We start from the raw sequence: 17,644 nt of genomic DNA, 5'->3' as shown, positions 1-17,644 counted from the left end.
GCGCGGGGGCGGCTCGCCGTCCCCGCGCCCTCGAGAAGGGTCAGGACACGTCCATCGGCGCGCGGACGCACCGGTCCAGCTCGGCGATGAGGTTCCCGGGATTCTCGGTGAAGTACATGTGCGCACCCGGCAGCGCCACGAAGTCCACCCCGGACCCGCCGACCTCGGCCCAGCCCGCGGCGTCGGCTTCGGACACCAGCTCGTCGTGCTCACCGCGCAGCACTGTGATCGGCACGGGCAGCGGGAGCCGGGAGCTCGGCTCGTACTCGTCGGCGATGGTCATGTCCGCCCGCAGGGCGGGCAGGACGACCTCGCGCAGGTCCGGGTCGGCGAGGGCGGCGTGGCGGTAGCCGACGAGGTCGGCGAGCCGCGACACGAACTCGTCGTCGGACAGGGCGGCGGTGCCCAGCCGCACCCGGGGTGCCCAGGGCGAGGCGATGCCGCTCACCACGAGCCGCCGCGGGAGCGGCAGCGCCCGGGTGACGAGCGCCTGCGCCGTCTCGTAGGCCGCCAGTGCGCCGAAGCTGTGTCCGAAGAGGACGAACGGGCCGCCGGCCGCGGCCTCGGCGGCCTTCGCGGCCACCACGTCGACCACCTCGGCCATGGTGGTCAGCGGCTGGTCGAGGAACTGTTCCTCGCGCCCGGGCAGCTGCACCGGCACGAGCGACAGGCGATCGCCGGCGTGCTCGCGCCACTGCCGGAACAGGCTCGCACCGGCGCCGGCGAACGGCACGCACACCAGGCTGGTCGTCGTCATGGGGTCGCCTCCTGCTTGGTTCGGACGAGTTCGGTCATCGCGGTCAGGGAGGAATGGGCGTACAGCTCCCGCATCGAGACGGCCGGCAGGCCGGCGCCCGCGAGCTCGTTGCCCAGCCGGGCGGCCAGCAGCGAGTTCCCGCCGAGCTCGAAGAAGTTGTCCCCGGCCGCGACCGGGCCGCCGAGCAGTCCTTCCCACAGCCGGGCGATCCGCTTGGTCAGCGGGTCGTCGTGCGGGCCCGGTCCCGACGCGCCGGACGGGGGAGCGGGCGCGGGCAAGCGCGTGGTGTCGACCTTGCCGTTGGCGTTGAGCGGAAGCGCGGGAACGGCGGTCAGCGTGTCGGGGACCAGGTGCGCGGGCATTCGCGTGGCCAGCCGCCGGCGCAGCTCCGCCAGCCCGTCGGGCGCGGTGGTCACCACGTACGCGTCGAGGCCTGTGGAACTCCGGGGGACGACCGCCGCCGCGGTGACCGCGGGATCGTCGGTCAGGGCCTGGCGGACCTCGCCGAGCTCGATCCGGTGACCGCGGATCTTGACCTGGTCGTCGAGGCGCCCGAGGTGCTCCAGCTCGCCGTCGGGCAGCTCCCGCCCGCGATCGCCGCTGCGGTACAGCGTGCCGGGGCCTTCCGGGTCGGGGAGGAACCGCTCGGCGGTCAGCTCGGGCCGGTCGAGGTAGCCCAGGGCCACGCCGGCGCCCCCGACGTGGATCTCGCCGGGCTGCCCGGCCGGCACCCGGGTGCCGTGCTCGTCGAGCAGCCGCACGGTCCAGCCTGGCAGCGGGCGGCCGACCGAGCGGGAGCCGAGCGCGACGTCGGCGGCGGTCAGCGTGCGCGCCGTGACGTGCACCGTGGTTTCGGTGATGCCGTACATGTTCTCCACGCGTGCGTGCGGGTACCGGTCGAACCACGGGCCGAGCGTGCGGACGTCGAGCGGTTCACCGCCGAACACCAGCAGGCGGACGGAAAGCCCGCCGCCGGCGAACGCCGGGGTGGCGAGCAGCGGGGCGAACGCCGACGGCGTCTGGTTCAGCACCGTCACGTGTTCGCGCTCCAGCAGGGCGTGGAACTCGGCGGGATCACGGGCGGTCCAATGGGGGACGACCACCAGCCGGCCGCCGGTCATCAGGCACACCCACATCTCCCACACCGAGAAGTCGAAGGCGAAGGAGTGGAACAGGGTCCACACATCGCTCCCGGACAACTCGAACTCCGCCGCGGTGGCGTCGAGCAGTGCGACGACCGTCCGATGGGCAACGAGCACGCCCTTGGGTCGCCCGGTGGAGCCGGAGGTGTGGATGACATACGCGACATCGCCCGCGGCCGGTTCGGCCGGGGCGGGCCGGTCATCCGCGGCAGGCGACGCCACGTCCACGACCCGTGCGCCTTCGACGGCGGTGGCGGAATTCCCGACCACCACGTCGATTCCGGTGTCCGCGGCGATGAACGCGAGCCGCTCGGCGGGGTAGTCCGGATCGAGCGGCACGTACGCGGCGCCGGCCTTCAGCACGGCGAGCAGCGCGACGACCAGCTCCGTGCCGCGGGGCAGCCCGACCCCGACCCGGTCGCCGGGCGACACTCCGGCCGCGGCCAGGGTCCGGGCGAGGTCCGAGGAGCGCCGGTGCAGCTGCGCGTAGGTGAGCGTGGTGTCGTCGGACGTCACGGCCGGGCGGGCCGGTGCGGCCGCGGCCTGACGGGCGAACAGGGACACGATCGTGCGCTCGGGGAGGGCGCCGGACTTCGCGGGTGACGACTTCACGGTGGGTCTGGTCCATTCGTCCGAAGTGGATCGTGCGGCGCAGCCGCGCCGCGAGATCAACGGTATCCGTGCGGGCTCGGACTTCCGGGGAAGAACAACGGCATTTGGGCCGGGCCGCGCCGCGCGCGCAACTGCCGGTCGGGTTGCCGGGCGCGGGCGGGTGGTGCTGGTAGAAACCGCGGCAGCGCCTGCCGCGGCACGGAAATCCGGGCGGGGGCACGCGTTCGACCACGAGGTCCGGATCGGGCCTCGTGGTCGAACGCGGGCGGCGCGGCGCCGGAAACTCAGGAGGGGGTGACGTCCAGCGGCAGCCGCCGCACGCCGATGAGGCTCTTCGGGTGGTGGAACAGGGTCGGCTCGTCGGTGGCGACGGCGAACGACTGGTACCGCTCCAGCAGGTGCTCGAGCGCGATGCGCGTTTCCAGCCGCGCCAGCGGGGCACCGAGGCAGAAGTGCATGCCCTGCCCGAAACCGAGGTGCCGGTTCGGGCTGCGGTGCGGGTCGAACCGGTCCGGGTCGGGGTAGGCCGCTTCGTCCCGGTTGGCCGAAGCCACCCAGAGCGTGAGCATCTGGCCCGCCGGAATGGTCCGGCCGCCCACCTCGGACTCGCGCTTGGTGATCCGGGCGAGGCGGGAGAACGCCGGGCGCATCCGGACGACCTCTTCGACGGCGTCGGGGATCAGGCCGGGGTTCGCGCGCAGTTCCGCCACGGCGCCGGGGTTCTCGTCGAGAGCCAGCACGGTGTTGCCCAGGACGGCGGTCGTGGTGATGTGGCCGGCGAGCAGCAGCAGGGCGACGAACCCGCACACCTCGTCGTCCGACAGCCGTTCCCCGTCCAGCTCGACCTGTACCAGCTGGCTCAGCAGATCGTCGCCGGGCGCGGAGCGGATCTTCGCGACGTGGTCGGTCAGGTAGGCGTGCATCTCGGCCGCGGTCGTGGCGAACCCGATCACCTCGGCCTCGGTCGGCAGCGCGTTCTCCGACCCGCCGTTGGCGAGGATGAACGCGTCGGCCCAGCGCTGGAAATGCGGCCGGTCCTCGCTCGGCACCCCGACCACCTCGGCGATCACGGTCACCGGCAGCGGGTGGCTGAGGTGCCCGACCAAGTCGATCCGCTCCTGCCCGGCGACCTCGTCGAGCAGGGCGCGGGTCAGCTCGTGGATGCGGGGCGCGAGCTCGTTGACGAACCGGGGCGTGAACGCCTTGCTGACCAGGCTGCGCAGCTTGCGGTGCAGCGGCGCGTCCATGCCGACGATGTTGCTCCGGTTGATCCACTCCATGCCCGGGAACGACGGGATGAGCGCGCTCATGTCACTCGAGTACGTCTCGGGGTCGGCGAGCACGCGGGTGATGTCGGCGTGCCGGAACACGTGCCAGACGCCGGGGGTTTCGTCCTGGCTCACCGGTTCCGTCGCGCGCATCTCGGTGAACCAGGCCAACAGCGAACTCAAGGACTCCGGGGTGATCTGCTCGGCATCCGCTCCGGCGGTGGTCATCTGCTGCACTCCTGTCGTACGGGACGGTTGCGCGGCGAACTCGACGCCTGGACCTTATGCGGCCGGCGGCGCCGTTTTGCCTGGTCAGGGTGGTCAACGGGGTGAACGGTAGGGGTAGGCTCGCTCCCGCGCCTACCCCTAGCGGACCCCATGCCCGCCCGTGCGCCGCGCCGATCCCCTAACCTCCGCGCCGCGTGGTTGTCGGTGCTGGTTCGTGATCCTTAGGTTCGGTGCCGAGGCCTGGCGGTGGTGTGCGCACCGAAGACGCCGCGTGGTCCGCGAACCCGAGGAGACGACTCATGAGCACGCAAGATGTGGCCGCGCCCGACTCCGCCGAAAGCACGAACGGCAAGGTGGAGTTCCCGGCTCGCCCGCCGGCGCCCGTGCAGATGCACGAACTGGACTTCCTGCTCGGCGAGTTCCGGTGCGAATACACCAATCTCACCACGGACCCGGTGAGTTCGGGCGTGGCCACCTGGACAACGGTGCCGATTCTGGGCGGGCATTACTACGAGATGACGCAGACGGTGCCGGTTCCGGGCGTCAGCAGCCGCTGGGTGTTCGGCTGGAATCAAGCGGACTCCACATTCTTCACAAGTTATTACGACGATTGGGGTAACCACGGAGCAACCAAATGCGAGGGGTGGCAAGACGGCGAGCTCAAATGCACCGGTGACTACTTCGCGTTCGGGCAGCCCTTCGTGTTCCAGGAGGTCTTCGCCCAGGTCGACGACGACCACTACACCAAGCACGGCTTCGTGCGCCAGGCGGACGCCTGGGTGCCGGTCGACGTGATCCACTGCCACCGCGTCTGACTGCCGACGGGTCCGGCAGACCGGCTCCCCCGGGCGACGTCCCGGTGTCCGGGGACCGGTTTGCCTGATCGGGCAGTGGCGGCCAGGAGTTCGGGCAGACTTCGGCCTCCGTGGGACTGCCCGGTTCGTCGTGTACGCCTCGCCTGCTCCGGTGCGCGGCCGGGTGCGCCGGGGGATCGGGTCACCTGCGCTGGTAGCCATCGCGCGGGAGCACGATCACCGGCGGATCACGGCACGTGGGCGAACGAACACGCCGTCGTGGAGCCCGGGGCAACGGTTCGCCGGGCGCCTTGACAGGAGCGACGGTGATCGTATCCTCAGAGTTATGAGCGTCATCGAGGGAATCGATATCGAATCGGCGACGGCGCTGCGCACTATGGTCTTCTGGTGAAATTCGATTGAACCAATCGAGTGTTCACGCATTTTTTGTGTGACTTCGAAGCGGGACGAGAAGTACTGTCCGGTGTGCTCAATGACGAGTTCCGGAATTCCCGGATGATTTCCGGATGCGTCTCGGAAAGCGAACTGCTTTCGCCCGCCGTCGGCGCGGCCGTGCCACTTCGACCGCCGATGGCTCGACGGGAATCGACGCAGGACGGGCTTGACGCCGCTTGTCTTGAGCAACCCTGGCCGGCGGCCGGATTTTCGCACACGGCGGGGAGACACCGGTGGACTTGGTTGAGCGTGAGCAAGCGCTTGCGTTGCTCGAAGCCCTCTTCGAAGAGGTCGCGGCGGGCGAGGGACGTTCGGCACTGATCAGCGGTCCGGTCGGGACCGGCAAGACCGCCTTGCTCGGCCGGGCGGTGACTGCCGTGGCCGGGCCGGCGCTGGTGCTCTCCGCGCGGTGCTCCCGCGCGGAGCAGTCGCTGGCGATGGGCGTGATCGACCAGCTGCTGCAGTCCCCGGCGTGGCCGGCGGAGGTGCGAGCGCCGCTGCTGCAGCAGTTCGGCCAGGCCGGTCTGCCCTGCGCGGCGGCGGATCTGTCGCACTCCAGCGTGACGTCGACGGCGGTCACCGTGTCCAACGCGATGCTGTCGCTGGCTCTGCGGCGTCCGCTGGTGGTGGTCGTAGACGACATCCAATGGGCCGACCGGACCTCGCTGGCGGTGCTCGCGATCTTCCTCCGCCGTATCAGTTCGTCGCGGATCCTGGTGCTGCTCACGGAATCGACCTCGCGGTTCGGCGTCGACTGGGAGTTCCGGGCGGAGCTGCACGCGCAGCCGGGGTTCCTGTGGTTGCGGCTGCGCCGGCTCTCCGCGACCGGGACCGGCGAGCTGGTCCGGCGGCGGGCCGGGGCCGAGGTCGCCGCGAGATCGGCGACCGCGTACCACGACGCGTCCGGCGGAAACCCGTTGCTGCTGAACGCGTTGCTGCGTGATCACCTGTCCGGCGGAACCGGTGCGGCCGGTGCGACCAGTGCGGCCGAAGCGGACGAGCCGATCGTGGCGGGGGAGTCGTTCGCCAGGGCGGTGCAGGCCTGTCTGCACCGGTGCGAGCCGGCCGTGCGCGAGATCGCCCAGGCGCTGGCAGTGCTGCCCGACGACAACGTTGTCGGCAGATCGAGGCGCCTTCTCGACCTGAACACGCACGACGTCGTCAGCGGTGTGTCGACGCTTGCGGAGATCGGGTTGGTCGAGAACGGCGCTTTCCGGCACCCCGCGGCGCGCCGCGCCGTGCTCGATTCGCTCTCGCTCGAGGAGTGGGCGCGCCACCACGCGCGCGCCGCGCGGCTGATGTACCTGGAGTCCGCGCCGGCGCCGCTGGTCGCGTCGCTGCTGTTGCTCGCGGGTGAAACCGAGGAACCGTGGGCTCCGGGGGTCTTGCTCGAAGCGGCACTGGAGGAGGACGAGCCCGCCCGCGCGCTGGAGATGATCGACCTCGCCGCTCGGAGCACGTCGGACGAGCGCGAGCGCGCGCTTGTCGTCAGCGCCCGGGTCCGGATCGAATGGCGGGCCAACCCGGCGGCCGCGCAGCGCGGCCTGCCCGCGCTGCAGGACGCGATGCGCCAGGGCCACCTCACGGACTGGAGCGCCAGCGCGCTGATCCTGTACTTGCTCTGGCACGGCAAGGCCGACGAGGTCAGCACGACCTGGAACCTGCTGAAGGAGCTGCCGCCGAGTGCCGAGCCTCCGGAAGACTCGGAACTGCGCGCGATGCACCTGTGGACGCAGTACCTGCACCCGGAATCGCACTCGCAGCTGGACACCCTTGCGCCGCCGGTGCCGGCGGACGCGGGGCCGGCCCAGGAGATGAGCGTTCTCGCGGCGAGCGCGCTCACCGCCGTGCTGACCGAGGGGCCGGACGAAGAGCGGGTGGTGGACGCCGAGTACGTGCTGAGCACCTGCCGGCTCGGCGACACGACCGTCGAATGGCTGCTCGTCGCCGTGCTCACGCTCATCTACGCCGGCCGGCTGGACCGCGCGTCGACGTGGTGCGACTCGTTGCTGGCCGAGGCGAACGTGCGTGGGGTGGTGACCTGGCAGGCGATCCTGTCGGCTGCGTCGGCCGACATCGCCCTGCGGACGGGGGAGACCGAGACCGCGCTGGAGCTGGCGACGGCCGCGCTCGACCTCGTGCCACTGGAGGGCTGGGGCGTGGTCGTCGGCTATCCGCTGGGGTGCCTGCTCACGGCGGCGCTCGTCACCGGCCGGCTCGACGACATCGGCGACGAGGTCTGGGATGCCGTGCCGGACAAGATGTTCGCGAGCGGCTTCGGGGTGCAGTACCTCCACGCCCGCGCCTACCACCTGCTCATCACCTCCCGGCCGAGGGCGGCGGTCGACGAGTTCCGCCGCTGCGGTGAGGTCATGCGCGACTGGGGTCTGGACAACCCGCTGCTGGCCGCGTGGCGCCACGGTGCCGCGGAGGCGTACCTGGTCCTCGGTGAGGTCGACGAGGCGCGGGAACTGCTCGCGGAGGAGGCCGGTCTGCCCGGCGCCGGCGACGCGGTCGTGCGCGGTGGCTGGCTGCGGTTGCGCGCGGCCACGGAGGAGCAGGCGCCGGCGCGGGTTTCCCTGCTGCGCCAGTCGGTCGAGCTCCTGGAGGCCGGCGCGAACCGGATCGAGCTGATGCTCGCACTGGCGAGCCTGGCGAACGCCCACAGCGAGCTGGGCGAGTTCGGGCGCGCCAAACTGGTCGCGCGACGGGCCAGGCAGATGGCGAAGCTGTCCGGGGCCGCCGCGCTGTGCGACGAAATCCTTTCCGTCGCCCTGACGCGCCGCCGCCAGACCTCGCCCCAGGACACTGTCGAGCAGGTTGCCCGGGCCGCGCTGTCCGACGCCGAGTTCCGGGTCGCCAACCTGGTTTCCCGCGGGATGACCAACCGGGAGATCAGCGCGGAGCTGTTCCTCACCGTGAGCACGATCGAACAGCACCTCACGCGGATCTACCGGAAGCTGGACGTCAAGGGTCGTCCGGAGATGGTTTCGTTGCTGCAGTGGGGAATCGGGGCTTCGCGCTCGCGCGATACAGGGGTCTCCTAGGGGTAGGGGGTGCGATTCCCGACGGCGAAGATCGGTAGCGGGCCACCGGCCGCCGTCGGCCGTAAGCACCGTTCGGGAGTTGATCCCGAGCGCGTTGCCGACCGGTGATCATCCCGGCTTGAGCCCACGTCGTCACCGTCGGCGGATGTGCGGCCGTCGCGCTGACTCCCCACTGCGAAGAGGTAGGCGCCATGCCGGAATCCCTGCCGGGTCACTCCTCGACCGAGTCCGAGGAACCGGCCGAGCCGATCGCCGTGGTCGGGATTTCGTGCCGGTTGCCCGGTGCGCCGGACCCCGCGCGGTTCGCCGCATTGCTGAGCACCGGACGCGACCACGTCACCGAGGTACCGCCGGGCCGCGCCGCTGCCGACGCGTTCGCGATGTTCCCGGAACTGGCGGCCCGGGGCGGGTTCCTCGACGACGTCGCCGGCTTCGACGCCGCGTTTTTCGGGATCTCGCCACGGGAAGCGGCGTCGATGGACCCGCAGCAACGGCTGATGCTCGAGCTGGCGTGGGAGGCGTTCGAGGACGCCGCGATCGTGCCCGAGCGGCTGCGGAAGACGGCGACGGGTGTGTTCGTCGGCGCCATCGCCGACGACTACGCGGCGCTGGTGCACGAGCGGGGTGCGGTGGGCGTGTCCGCGCACACGCTCACCGGGCTCAACCGGGCGATGATCCCCAACCGGATCTCCTACACGCTGGGGCTGCGGGGGCCGAGCCTCGCGGTGGACACCGGTCAGTCCTCGTCGCTCGTCGCGGTGCACCTCGCCGCGGAGAGCGTGCGCCGAGGCGAATGCTCGATCGCCGTCGCGGGCGGGGTGAACCTGAACCTCGCGGCGGCGAGCACGGTCGCGGTCGCGCGGATGGGCGCGTTGTCCCGCAGCGGCCGGTGCCACACCTTCGACGCCCGCGCCGACGGCTACGTTCGCGGCGAGGGCGGCGGGGCCGTTGTCCTCAAACGACTCTCGGCCGCGGTGGCCGACGGCGATCGGATCTACTGCGTGCTGCGCGGCGGCGCCGTCAACAACGACGGCGGCGGCGCGGGGTTCACCGTGCCCGAGCAGCAGGCACAGGAGGAGCTCCTGCGTGCCGCGTACCGGCGGGCCGGGGTCGCCCTCGCCGAGGTCGGCTACGTGGAGCTGCACGGGACCGGGACCCCGGTCGGTGACCGGGTGGAGGCCGCGGCACTCGGCGCCGTCCTGGGTGCGGCCCGCGCGGTGGGCGCACCGCTTCCCGTGGGCTCGGTCAAGACGAACGTCGGTCATCTCGAAGGCGCCGCGGGGATCGCCGGCCTGCTCAAGGTCGCACTCGGACTGGCACACGGCACGCTGTACCCGACGCTCGGGTTCCGTTCCGCGCCACCGGAGATCCCGCTCGAGACGTTGCGGCTGAGGATGACCACCGAGTCCGCGCCCTGGCGGGGCACCGCGGCGGTCGCCGGCGTGAGCTCGTTCGGGATCGGCGGCACCAACTGCCACCTCGTCCTTTCCGGACCCCCGGTGACCGAAGCCGAGTCCGAAGTAGACTCACCGGTGGCGGGTTCGTGGGTTCCGCTGGCGGTGAGCGGACGTGACGTCGCCGCCGTGCGGGCGCAGGCCGGCGCCGTGCTCGCGCACTGGGACGACCGCCCCGCCACGACCCCGGCCGAGCTGGGCCACGCCCTCGTCGCGACGCGATCGCACTTCGCCGCTCGCGCCGTGGTGCTCGGCCGTGATCGAGCCGAGCTGCGCGCGGGCCTGACCGCGCTCGCCGCGGGAGAAGCCGCTCCGCAGGTGGTGCGTGGTTCGGTGGTGCCCGCGCAGTCCGCGGCGTTCGTGTTCCCGGGCCAGGGCTCGCAGTGGCCCGGCATGGCGACCGAGCTGGCGGCGGCGTACCCGGTGTTCGCGCGGAACCTGGCCGAGTGCGCCGGGCACCTCGCCGACTTGGTGGGCTGGAACCTCCTGGACGTGCTGGCCGACCCCGACCCGGCGGCGCTGGACCAGGTCGACGTGGTGCAGCCGGCGCTGTTCTCGGTGATGGTGAGCCTGGCCGAGCTGTGGCGCTCGTTCGGAGTCCGGCCGGCGGCCGTCGCCGGGCACAGCCAGGGCGAGATCGCCGCCGCGGTGGTGGCCGGTGGGCTGAGCCTGGCCGACGGCGTGCGAGTGGTGGCGCTGCGCAGCCGCGCGTTGCGGGCGCTGGCGGGCGCGGGCGGCATGCTTTCCGTGGCGCTGCCGGCGCACGAGGTCGAGCGGATGCTGGAGCGCCGGGGCGCCGGGTTGTCGCTCGCCGCGGTCAACGGGCCGCGGGCGACGGTCGTCTCGGGCGAACCGGGCCTGCTCGACGAGCTCGCCGCGGAAGTGGCCGAGGCCGGCGCGCGGGCCCGGCGGGTGGCCGTGGACTACGCGTCCCACTCGGCTCAGGTGGAGCAGATCGAAGACCGCCTGCTGCGTGATCTCGCCGGGCTCGAGCCGCGCTCGTCGGAAGTGCCCTTCTACTCGGCGGTGACCGGCGAGCCGATCGACACCGCGGGCCTGGACGCAACCTACTGGTACCGCAACCTCCGTCGCCCGGTGCAGTTCGAGCGCACGGTGCGCGCCCTGCTGCGGGACGGGCACGGGGTCGCCCTCGAGTGCAGCCCGCACCCCGTGCTCACGGTGGGTGTCGCCGAGACGGCGGAGGCGGCCGGGCACGACGTCGCCGTGGTCGGTTCCCTGCGTCGCGGTGAAGGCGGCCCTCGCCGGATGCTCGCGGCCGTGGCCGAGGCGCACACCCGCGGGCTCGAGGTCGACTGGCGGCCGGTGTTCGGCGAACCCGCACCTCGCCGGGTTTCCCTTCCGACGTACGCGTTCCAGCGTCGAGCGCACTGGCTTCCGGCCACTGGTGAGTCCACAGTGGAATCTCGCTCGCCCGCGGTGAAGATCGGACCCGTGGAGATCGAACCCGCGCGCCGGGCCTCTGCCGGCGACGTCCGCGATCTGGTCCGGCTGGTGCGGGGCGAGACCGCGGCGGTCCTGGCGCACGACGACATCGCCGAGGTCGCGGCCGAGGTGCCGTTCCGGGAACTCGGCGTCGACTCCGTGCTCGGGGTCGAGCTGCGGGGCCGGCTGGCCGCGTCGCTCGGGGTGGCGCTGCCGAGCACGCTGCTGTTCGACCACCCGACCCCCGCGGCGGTGGCCGCCTTCCTGACCGGGCACGACGACGTCGAGACCGCCGGCCCGGGTGCCGCGGCGGGCGCGCAGGATCCGGTCGCCATCGTCGCGATGTCCTGCCGGCTGCCCGGCGGGATCGGGTCGGCGGACGAGCTGTGGCAGGCCGTCGTGGACCGGGTGGACACGGTGTCCGGCTTCCCCGACGACCGCGGCTGGGACCGGGACGGCGACTACCCACGGTTCGGTGGTTTCCTCACCGGGGCGCAGGACTTCGATGCCGGGTTCTTCGGCATCTCCCCGCGCGAGGCGCTGGCGATGGACCCGCAGCAGCGGTTGCTGCTGGAGGTCTCGTGGGAGGCGCTCGAACAAGGGGGGATCGACCCGACGTCGCTGCGGGGCAGCCGCGGCGGGGTGTTCGTGGGCGCGATGCCGCAGGACTACGGCCCCCGGCTGCACCGGTCGGACCCCGGAACCCGTGGGCACCTGCTCACCGGAACCACGACCAGTGTCCTTTCCGGACGCTTGGCGTACTTCCTCGGGTTGCGTGGACCGGCGATCACGGTGGACACGGCGTGTTCGTCGTCGTTGGTGGGGTTGCACCTGGCGGCGCAGGCGTTGCGCGGTGGTGAGTGTGACCTGGCGCTGGCCGGTGGGGTCACGGTGATGTCCACTCCGGGCATTTTTCTGGAGTTCTCGCGCCAGGGTGGGCTCGCGGCCGACGGGCGGTGCAAGGCGTTCTCCGCTGACGCCGATGGCACGGGGTGGGCCGAAGGTGTCGGCATCGTCGTGCTGGAACGGCTGTCGGACGCCCGCCGCAACGGACACCGGGTGCTGGCGGTGGTGCGGGGTTCGGCAGTCAACCAGGACGGTGCGTCCAACGGACTGACGGCGCCCAACGGCCCTTCACAGGAACGCGTGATCCGTGACGCACTGGCGGTCGCGGGGCTTCATCCGTCCGAAGTGGACGCCGTCGAGGCGCACGGCACCGGTACCCGGCTCGGCGACCCGATCGAGGCCCACGCTTTGCTCGCCACCTACGGCCGCCACCGCGACACCCCGCTTCTGCTGGGGTCGTTGAAGTCCAACATCGGCCACACGCAGGCCGCGGCCGGAGTGGCCGGCCTGATCAAGATGGTGCAGTCGATGCGGCACGGTGTATTGCCGGCGACGTTGCACGCGGGCGAACCTTCGCGTGAGGTGGACTGGTCCTCGGGTGCCGTGGAGTTGCTGACCGAGAACCGGCAGTGGCCCGAGACGGACCGGCCACGGCGGGCCGGGGTGTCGTCGTTCGGGATCAGCGGAACGAACGCCCACGTCATCGTCGAACAGGCGCCTGCCGGTGAGCCGGTGATCGCCGCGCCGCCGCCGGGCCCGGCGGTGCTGCCGCTCTCCGCGGCCGCGGGACCCGCCGTGGCCGATCAGGCGCGGCGCCTGCGCGACCACCTCGCGGCGCACCCGGAAGCCGGCCTCGCCGACGTCGCCGCTTCGCTGGCCACCGGCCGCGCCGGGCTGGCCGAACGGGCCGCGGTCGTCACCGACGAGCGGCCGCAGGCACTGGCCGCGCTCGAGGCGCTGGCCGCGGGGGAACCCGGAATCGGCCTGGTCCGCGACACCGTCTCCGATGGTGACTTCGCGATGCTGTTCTCCGGGCAGGGCTCGCAGCGGGCCGGCATGGGACGTGAGCTCGCCGAGCGGTTCCCCGCGTTCGCCGCCGCCTTCGACGAGGTGTGCGACACGCTGGCCGGGGAGCTCGGCCTCGACCTGCGTGAGGCGATCTTCGAGAACCCGGCCGCGGCGCTCGACCGGACGGTGTTCACCCAGCCGGCCCTCTTCGCTTTCCACGTGGCGGTTTTCCGGCTGCTGGAATCCTGGGGGGTCCGCCCGGACGTGCTGGCCGGCCATTCGATCGGCGAGCTCGCCGCCGCCCACGTCGCGGGGTTGTGGTCGCTGCGGGACGCCTGCCGGGTGGTGGCCGCCCGGGCCCGCCTGATGCAGGACCTGCCGGCCGGGGGCGCGATGGTGTCCGTGCGCGCGGACGCGTCGCAGGTGCTGGCCCTGATCGGCGATCAGGGTGGGCAGGTCTGTCTCGCCGCGGTCAACGGCCCGGACGCGGTCGTCGTCTCGGGCGCCGGCGACGCCGTGGCGGACCTCGAGGCGCGATGCGCGGCCGGTGGCCTGAAGACCCGGCGGCTGGCGGTCAGCCACGCCTTCCACTCGCCGTTGATGGAGCCGATGCTCGCCGAGTTCCGCGCGGTGCTGGCGGACGTGCGGTTCACGCCGGCGGCGATTCCCTTCGTGTCCACCGTGACCGGCGGTGGCGTGACCACCGAGTGGCTGGAGCCGGACTACTGGGTGCGCCACGCCCGCGACACCGTGCGCTTCGTCGATGCCGTGGCCACGTTGCACGAGGCCGGCGTCCGCACGTTCCTGGAAATCGGCCCGGCCGCCGTGCTCAGCGCGATGGTTCCGGCGTGTCTCCCCGCCGCTTCGGAATGCGCCGCGGTGCCGGTCGCCCGCGCGGACCAGGGCGAGGTGCGCACCCTGCTGACCGCGCTCGCCGCGGTGTGGTGCCGGGGGGTGCGAGTCGACTGGCGGCGATTCCACGGACCGGGTCCGCGGCCGGTCCAGCTGCCCACCTACCCCTTCCAGCGCGAGAGGTTCTGGCTCGACGCCGACGAGCCGGCCACGGCGCCCGGAAACGACGACGTCCAGGCGCTCCTGCGCCGGGCGGACGTCGCCGAAGCCGGCGCGGAGCTCGGTCTCGACGGGGACGCCTCGTTCGCCGACGGCTGGGCCGCGCTGGCCCGCCGGGCCGAGGCCGCCGACCGCGACGCCGCCGTCGACGGCCTGCGCTACACCGTCGAATGGGTGCCGGTGAGCGAACCGCCGGTCACCCGGATGAGCGGGACCTGGCTCGTGGTCGCCGCCGAGGCGGGGGCCGACCTCGAGCTGCTGAGCGGTGCGTTGCGCCGGGCGGGCGCCACCGTGGTCGCCGCCGTCGTACCGGACCACGGCGACTTCGGCGAGGCGCTGCGCCTGAAAATCCACAGTGGACTGTTCGCCGGCGTCGTCGCGCTGCCGGGGCTCGGTGGCGGTGAACCTGTTGCGGCTCTGCTGCTGACCCAGGTGCTGGGTGAACTGGGCGTCACCGCGCCGCTGTGGTGGCTGACGCGGGGCGCGCTGTCGACCGGACCGCGCGACGAGCAGCTCGCGCGTGATCCGGGTGGCCTCGGAGGAGCCGCGCTGTGGGGGCTCGGCCGCGTCGCGGCGCTGGAGCACCCTCGGCGCTGGGGCGGGCTGATCGACCTGCCCGAAACCCTCGACGACCGTGGTGTGCAACGGCTTCTCGCCGTACTCGGCGGGGAAACCGGCGAGGACCAGGTCGCGGTGCGCGGCGCCGGCGTCCTCGCCCGGCGTCTGGTCCCGGCCGCCCGGCCGGCCCGCCCGGAACCCGGCTGGCGGCCGGACGGAACCGTGCTCGTCACCGGCGGAACCGGCGCGCTCGGCGCCCGGGTCGCGCGCTGGCTCGCGCAGCTGGGCGCGCCGCACCTCGTGCTCGCGAGCCGGGGCGGACCGGCGGCCGACGGCGGTGCCGACCTCGCCGACGAGCTGCGGGCGCTCGGCGCCGAGGTCACCCTGGCCGCCTGTGATCTCACGGATCCGGGTGCCGTGACGCGGCTGGTCGCGGGCACGCCTTCCTTGCGAGCGGTGTTCCACCTGGCCGGGGCTCTCGACGACGGGGTGCTGGACGGGCTGACCCCGGCGCGGCTCGCGGGCGTGTTCGCCGCGAAGGCCGGCGGTGCCTGGGCGCTGCACGAGGCGACGCGCGAGCTGGACCTGTCCGCGTTCGTGGTCTTCTCGTCGTTCACCGGTGTTCTCGGCAATGCCGGGCAGGCCGCGTACTCGGCGGCCAACGCCTACCTGGACCGGCTCGCCGAACACCGCCGAGCACTCGGCCTGCCCGCGAGCGCGGTCGCGTGGGGCTCCTGGGGTGAGGGTATGGCCGGCGGCGCCGGTGCGGCCGGCCGGACGCTGGCCCGCCTCGGGCTGCGGCCGTTGCTGCCGGACCACGCGTTCGCCGCCCTGCACCGGCTGATCGACGACGGCGGGTCCGCGCTGGTCGCCGACGTCGACTGGCCCCGGCTGGCGGCTTCGTTCGGTGCCGCCCGACACAGCCCCTTGATCAGCGCGATGCTGGCGGGCAGCGGCGAACGGCCGGCCACCACGCCGGCCGGCCCGGCACCGGGCGCGGCGCCCGCCGCGCTGGACCGCCAGGCGCTGGTGCACCTCGTCCGCACCCACGTGGCCGACGCCCTCGGCTACTCGTCGATCCGCGACGTCGCCGAAGACCGCGCGTTCGCCTCGCTCGGGTTCGACTCGATGGCCATGGTGGACCTGCGCAACCGGCTCGGCGCGGCTTTGGGGACCGACCTGCCCAGCACGGTCGTGTTCGACCACCCGTCCGCGGGGCGGCTGGCCGGGCACTTGCACGACCTGGTGTCCGGCCGCGCCCCGGAAGCCGATGGCCGAGCTGCGCCCGGGTCCGTCGCCGACGAGCCGGTGGCGGTGGTGGGGATGGGGTGCCGGCTGCCGGGCGGGGTGAGCTCGCCGGAGGATTTGTGGCGGCTGGTGTCGGACGGGGTCGACGCTGTGTCGGGGTTTCCGGTGGATCGTGGTTGGGAGGCGTGGCCTGGTTCTGCCGGTGGCCGTGGCGGGTTTCTTGCCGAGGTGGGTGGGTTCGACGCGGGGTTTTTCGGGGTGTCGCCGCGGGAGGCGTTGGCGATGGATCCGCAGCAGCGGTTGTTGTTGGAGGTGTCGTGGGAGGCGGTGGAGCGGGCGGGGATCGATCCGTTGTCGTTGCACGGCAGCCGCACCGGCGTCTACGTGGGAACCAACGGCCAGGACTACAGCCGGCTGCTGGACCGCTCCGGTGAGGAGCACGTCGGCCACGGCATCACGGGCGCGGCCGGCAGTGTCCTTTCCGGACGGTTGTCGTACTTCCTCGGCCTGGAGGGGCCGGCGGTCTCGGTGGACACGGCGTGTTCGTCGTCGTTGGTCGGGCTGCACCTCGCGCTGCAGGCGTTGCGCGGCGGTGAGTGCGACCTGGCTCTGGCCGGTGGGGTCACGGTGATGTCCACGCCGGGGAACTTCGTGGAGTTCTCCCGGCAGGGCGGGCTTTCGGCCGACGGGCGGTGCAAGGCGTTTTCGGCTGAGGCCGACGGCACGGGCTGGGCCGAGGGCGCCGGTGTGGTGGTACTGGAGCGGCTTTCGGATGCCCGCCGTAACGGGCATCGGGTGCTGGCGGTGGTGCGGGGTTCGGCGATCAACCAGGACGGCGCGTCCAACGGCCTGACGGCCCCCAACGGCCCCTCGCAGGAACGCGTGATCCGTGCCGCGCTGGCCGCTGCCGGCCTTGATCCGTCCGAAGTGGACGCGGTCGAAGCCCACGGGACGGGGACGAAGCTGGGCGACCCGATCGAGGCGCATGCGTTGCTGGCGACGTACGGGCGCGACCGGATCGCTGGCGAGCCGCTGTGGCTGGGTTCGCTCAAGTCGAACCTCGGCCACACCCAGGCCGCGTCCGGTGTGGCGGGTGTGATCAAGATGATCGAGTCGTTGCGGCACGGCGTGTTGCCGGCGACGTTGCACGCGCACGAACCGTCGCGTGAGATCGAATGGTCCTCGGGCGCGGTGGAGTTGCTGACCGAGAACCGGCAGTGGCCGGAGACGAACCGCCCGCGGCGGGCCGGGGTTTCGTCGTTCGGAGTGAGTGGCACGAACGCGCACGTCATTCTGGAGCAGGCACCCGAGGAAGAGCCGGTGGTGTCCGAGCCGTCGGATGGTGAGGTGCTCCTGCCGTTGTCCGGGGCGACGGGTGCGGCGTTGGCAGCGCAGGCCGGGCGCTTGAGCGCGTATCTGGCTTCGCATCAGGATGTGTCGGCGGCGGAGGTTGCGCACACGCTCGCGATTGGACGGTCGCGGTTCGAGCATCGCGCGGTGGTGATCGGTGACCGGGCGGCGGCGCTGGGCGGTTTGGCGGCGGTGGCTGAGGGTGTCGAGTCTCCGGATGTGGTGCGGGGGTTGGTGTCGGGTTCCGGTGGTGTGGCTGGTGTTTTCGCTGGTCAGGGTGGTCAGTGGGTTGGCATGGGTCGGGCGTTGTGGGAAGCGTCTGCGGTGTTTGCGGAGTCGATGGTTGCGTGTGAGCGGGCTCT

General features: G+C 72.6%; 6 protein-coding genes. 3 read left to right on the top strand and 3 right to left on the bottom strand.

Features of this window, described 5'->3' with window-relative positions; translation table 11 throughout:
- Positions 1-40 precede the first annotated feature (40 nt).
- From AB0H62_RS40715 to AB0H62_RS40705, 3 genes are all read right to left on the bottom strand, one after another.
- Positions 41-757, bottom strand: a complete 717-nt coding sequence (locus AB0H62_RS40715) for an alpha/beta fold hydrolase (RefSeq protein WP_220238831.1) — start codon at positions 755-757, stop codon at positions 41-43.
- Entirely contained in the window at positions 754-2,511 is a 1,758-nt protein-coding gene (locus AB0H62_RS40710; RefSeq protein WP_360591914.1) for a non-ribosomal peptide synthetase, read from the bottom strand. The genes AB0H62_RS40715 and AB0H62_RS40710 overlap by 4 nt, the downstream gene beginning before the upstream one ends.
- A 284-nt stretch (positions 2,512-2,795) precedes the next feature.
- Entirely contained in the window at positions 2,796-4,007 is a 1,212-nt protein-coding gene (locus AB0H62_RS40705; RefSeq protein ID WP_220238833.1) for a cytochrome P450, read from the bottom strand.
- 251 nt (positions 4,008-4,258) lie between these two features.
- On the opposite strand from AB0H62_RS40705, the gene AB0H62_RS40700 reads away from it, so the two are divergent.
- The 3 genes from AB0H62_RS40700 to AB0H62_RS40690 all read left to right on the top strand — a co-directional run.
- The gene (locus AB0H62_RS40700; RefSeq protein ID WP_220238834.1) at positions 4,259-4,822 is read left to right on the top strand and encodes a DUF1579 family protein; all 564 of its coding nucleotides are present in this window, start codon (positions 4,259-4,261) and stop codon (positions 4,820-4,822) included.
- A gap of 668 nt (positions 4,823-5,490) precedes the next feature.
- Positions 5,491-8,304, top strand: a complete 2,814-nt coding sequence (locus tag AB0H62_RS40695; protein WP_220238835.1) for a LuxR family transcriptional regulator — start codon at positions 5,491-5,493, stop codon at positions 8,302-8,304.
- A 191-nt stretch (positions 8,305-8,495) separates the two neighbouring features.
- Positions 8,496-17,644 (top strand): type I polyketide synthase (locus tag AB0H62_RS40690; protein ID WP_360591913.1); only part of this gene is annotated, 9,149 nt, incomplete at its 3' end.

This window comes from Amycolatopsis sp. NPDC050768, from assembly GCF_040654155.1.
Classification (GTDB): Bacteria; Actinomycetota; Actinomycetes; order Mycobacteriales; family Pseudonocardiaceae; genus Amycolatopsis.
Note: the sequence above shows the minus strand (reverse complement) of the source record. Positions and strands in the feature narration are given on the sequence as shown.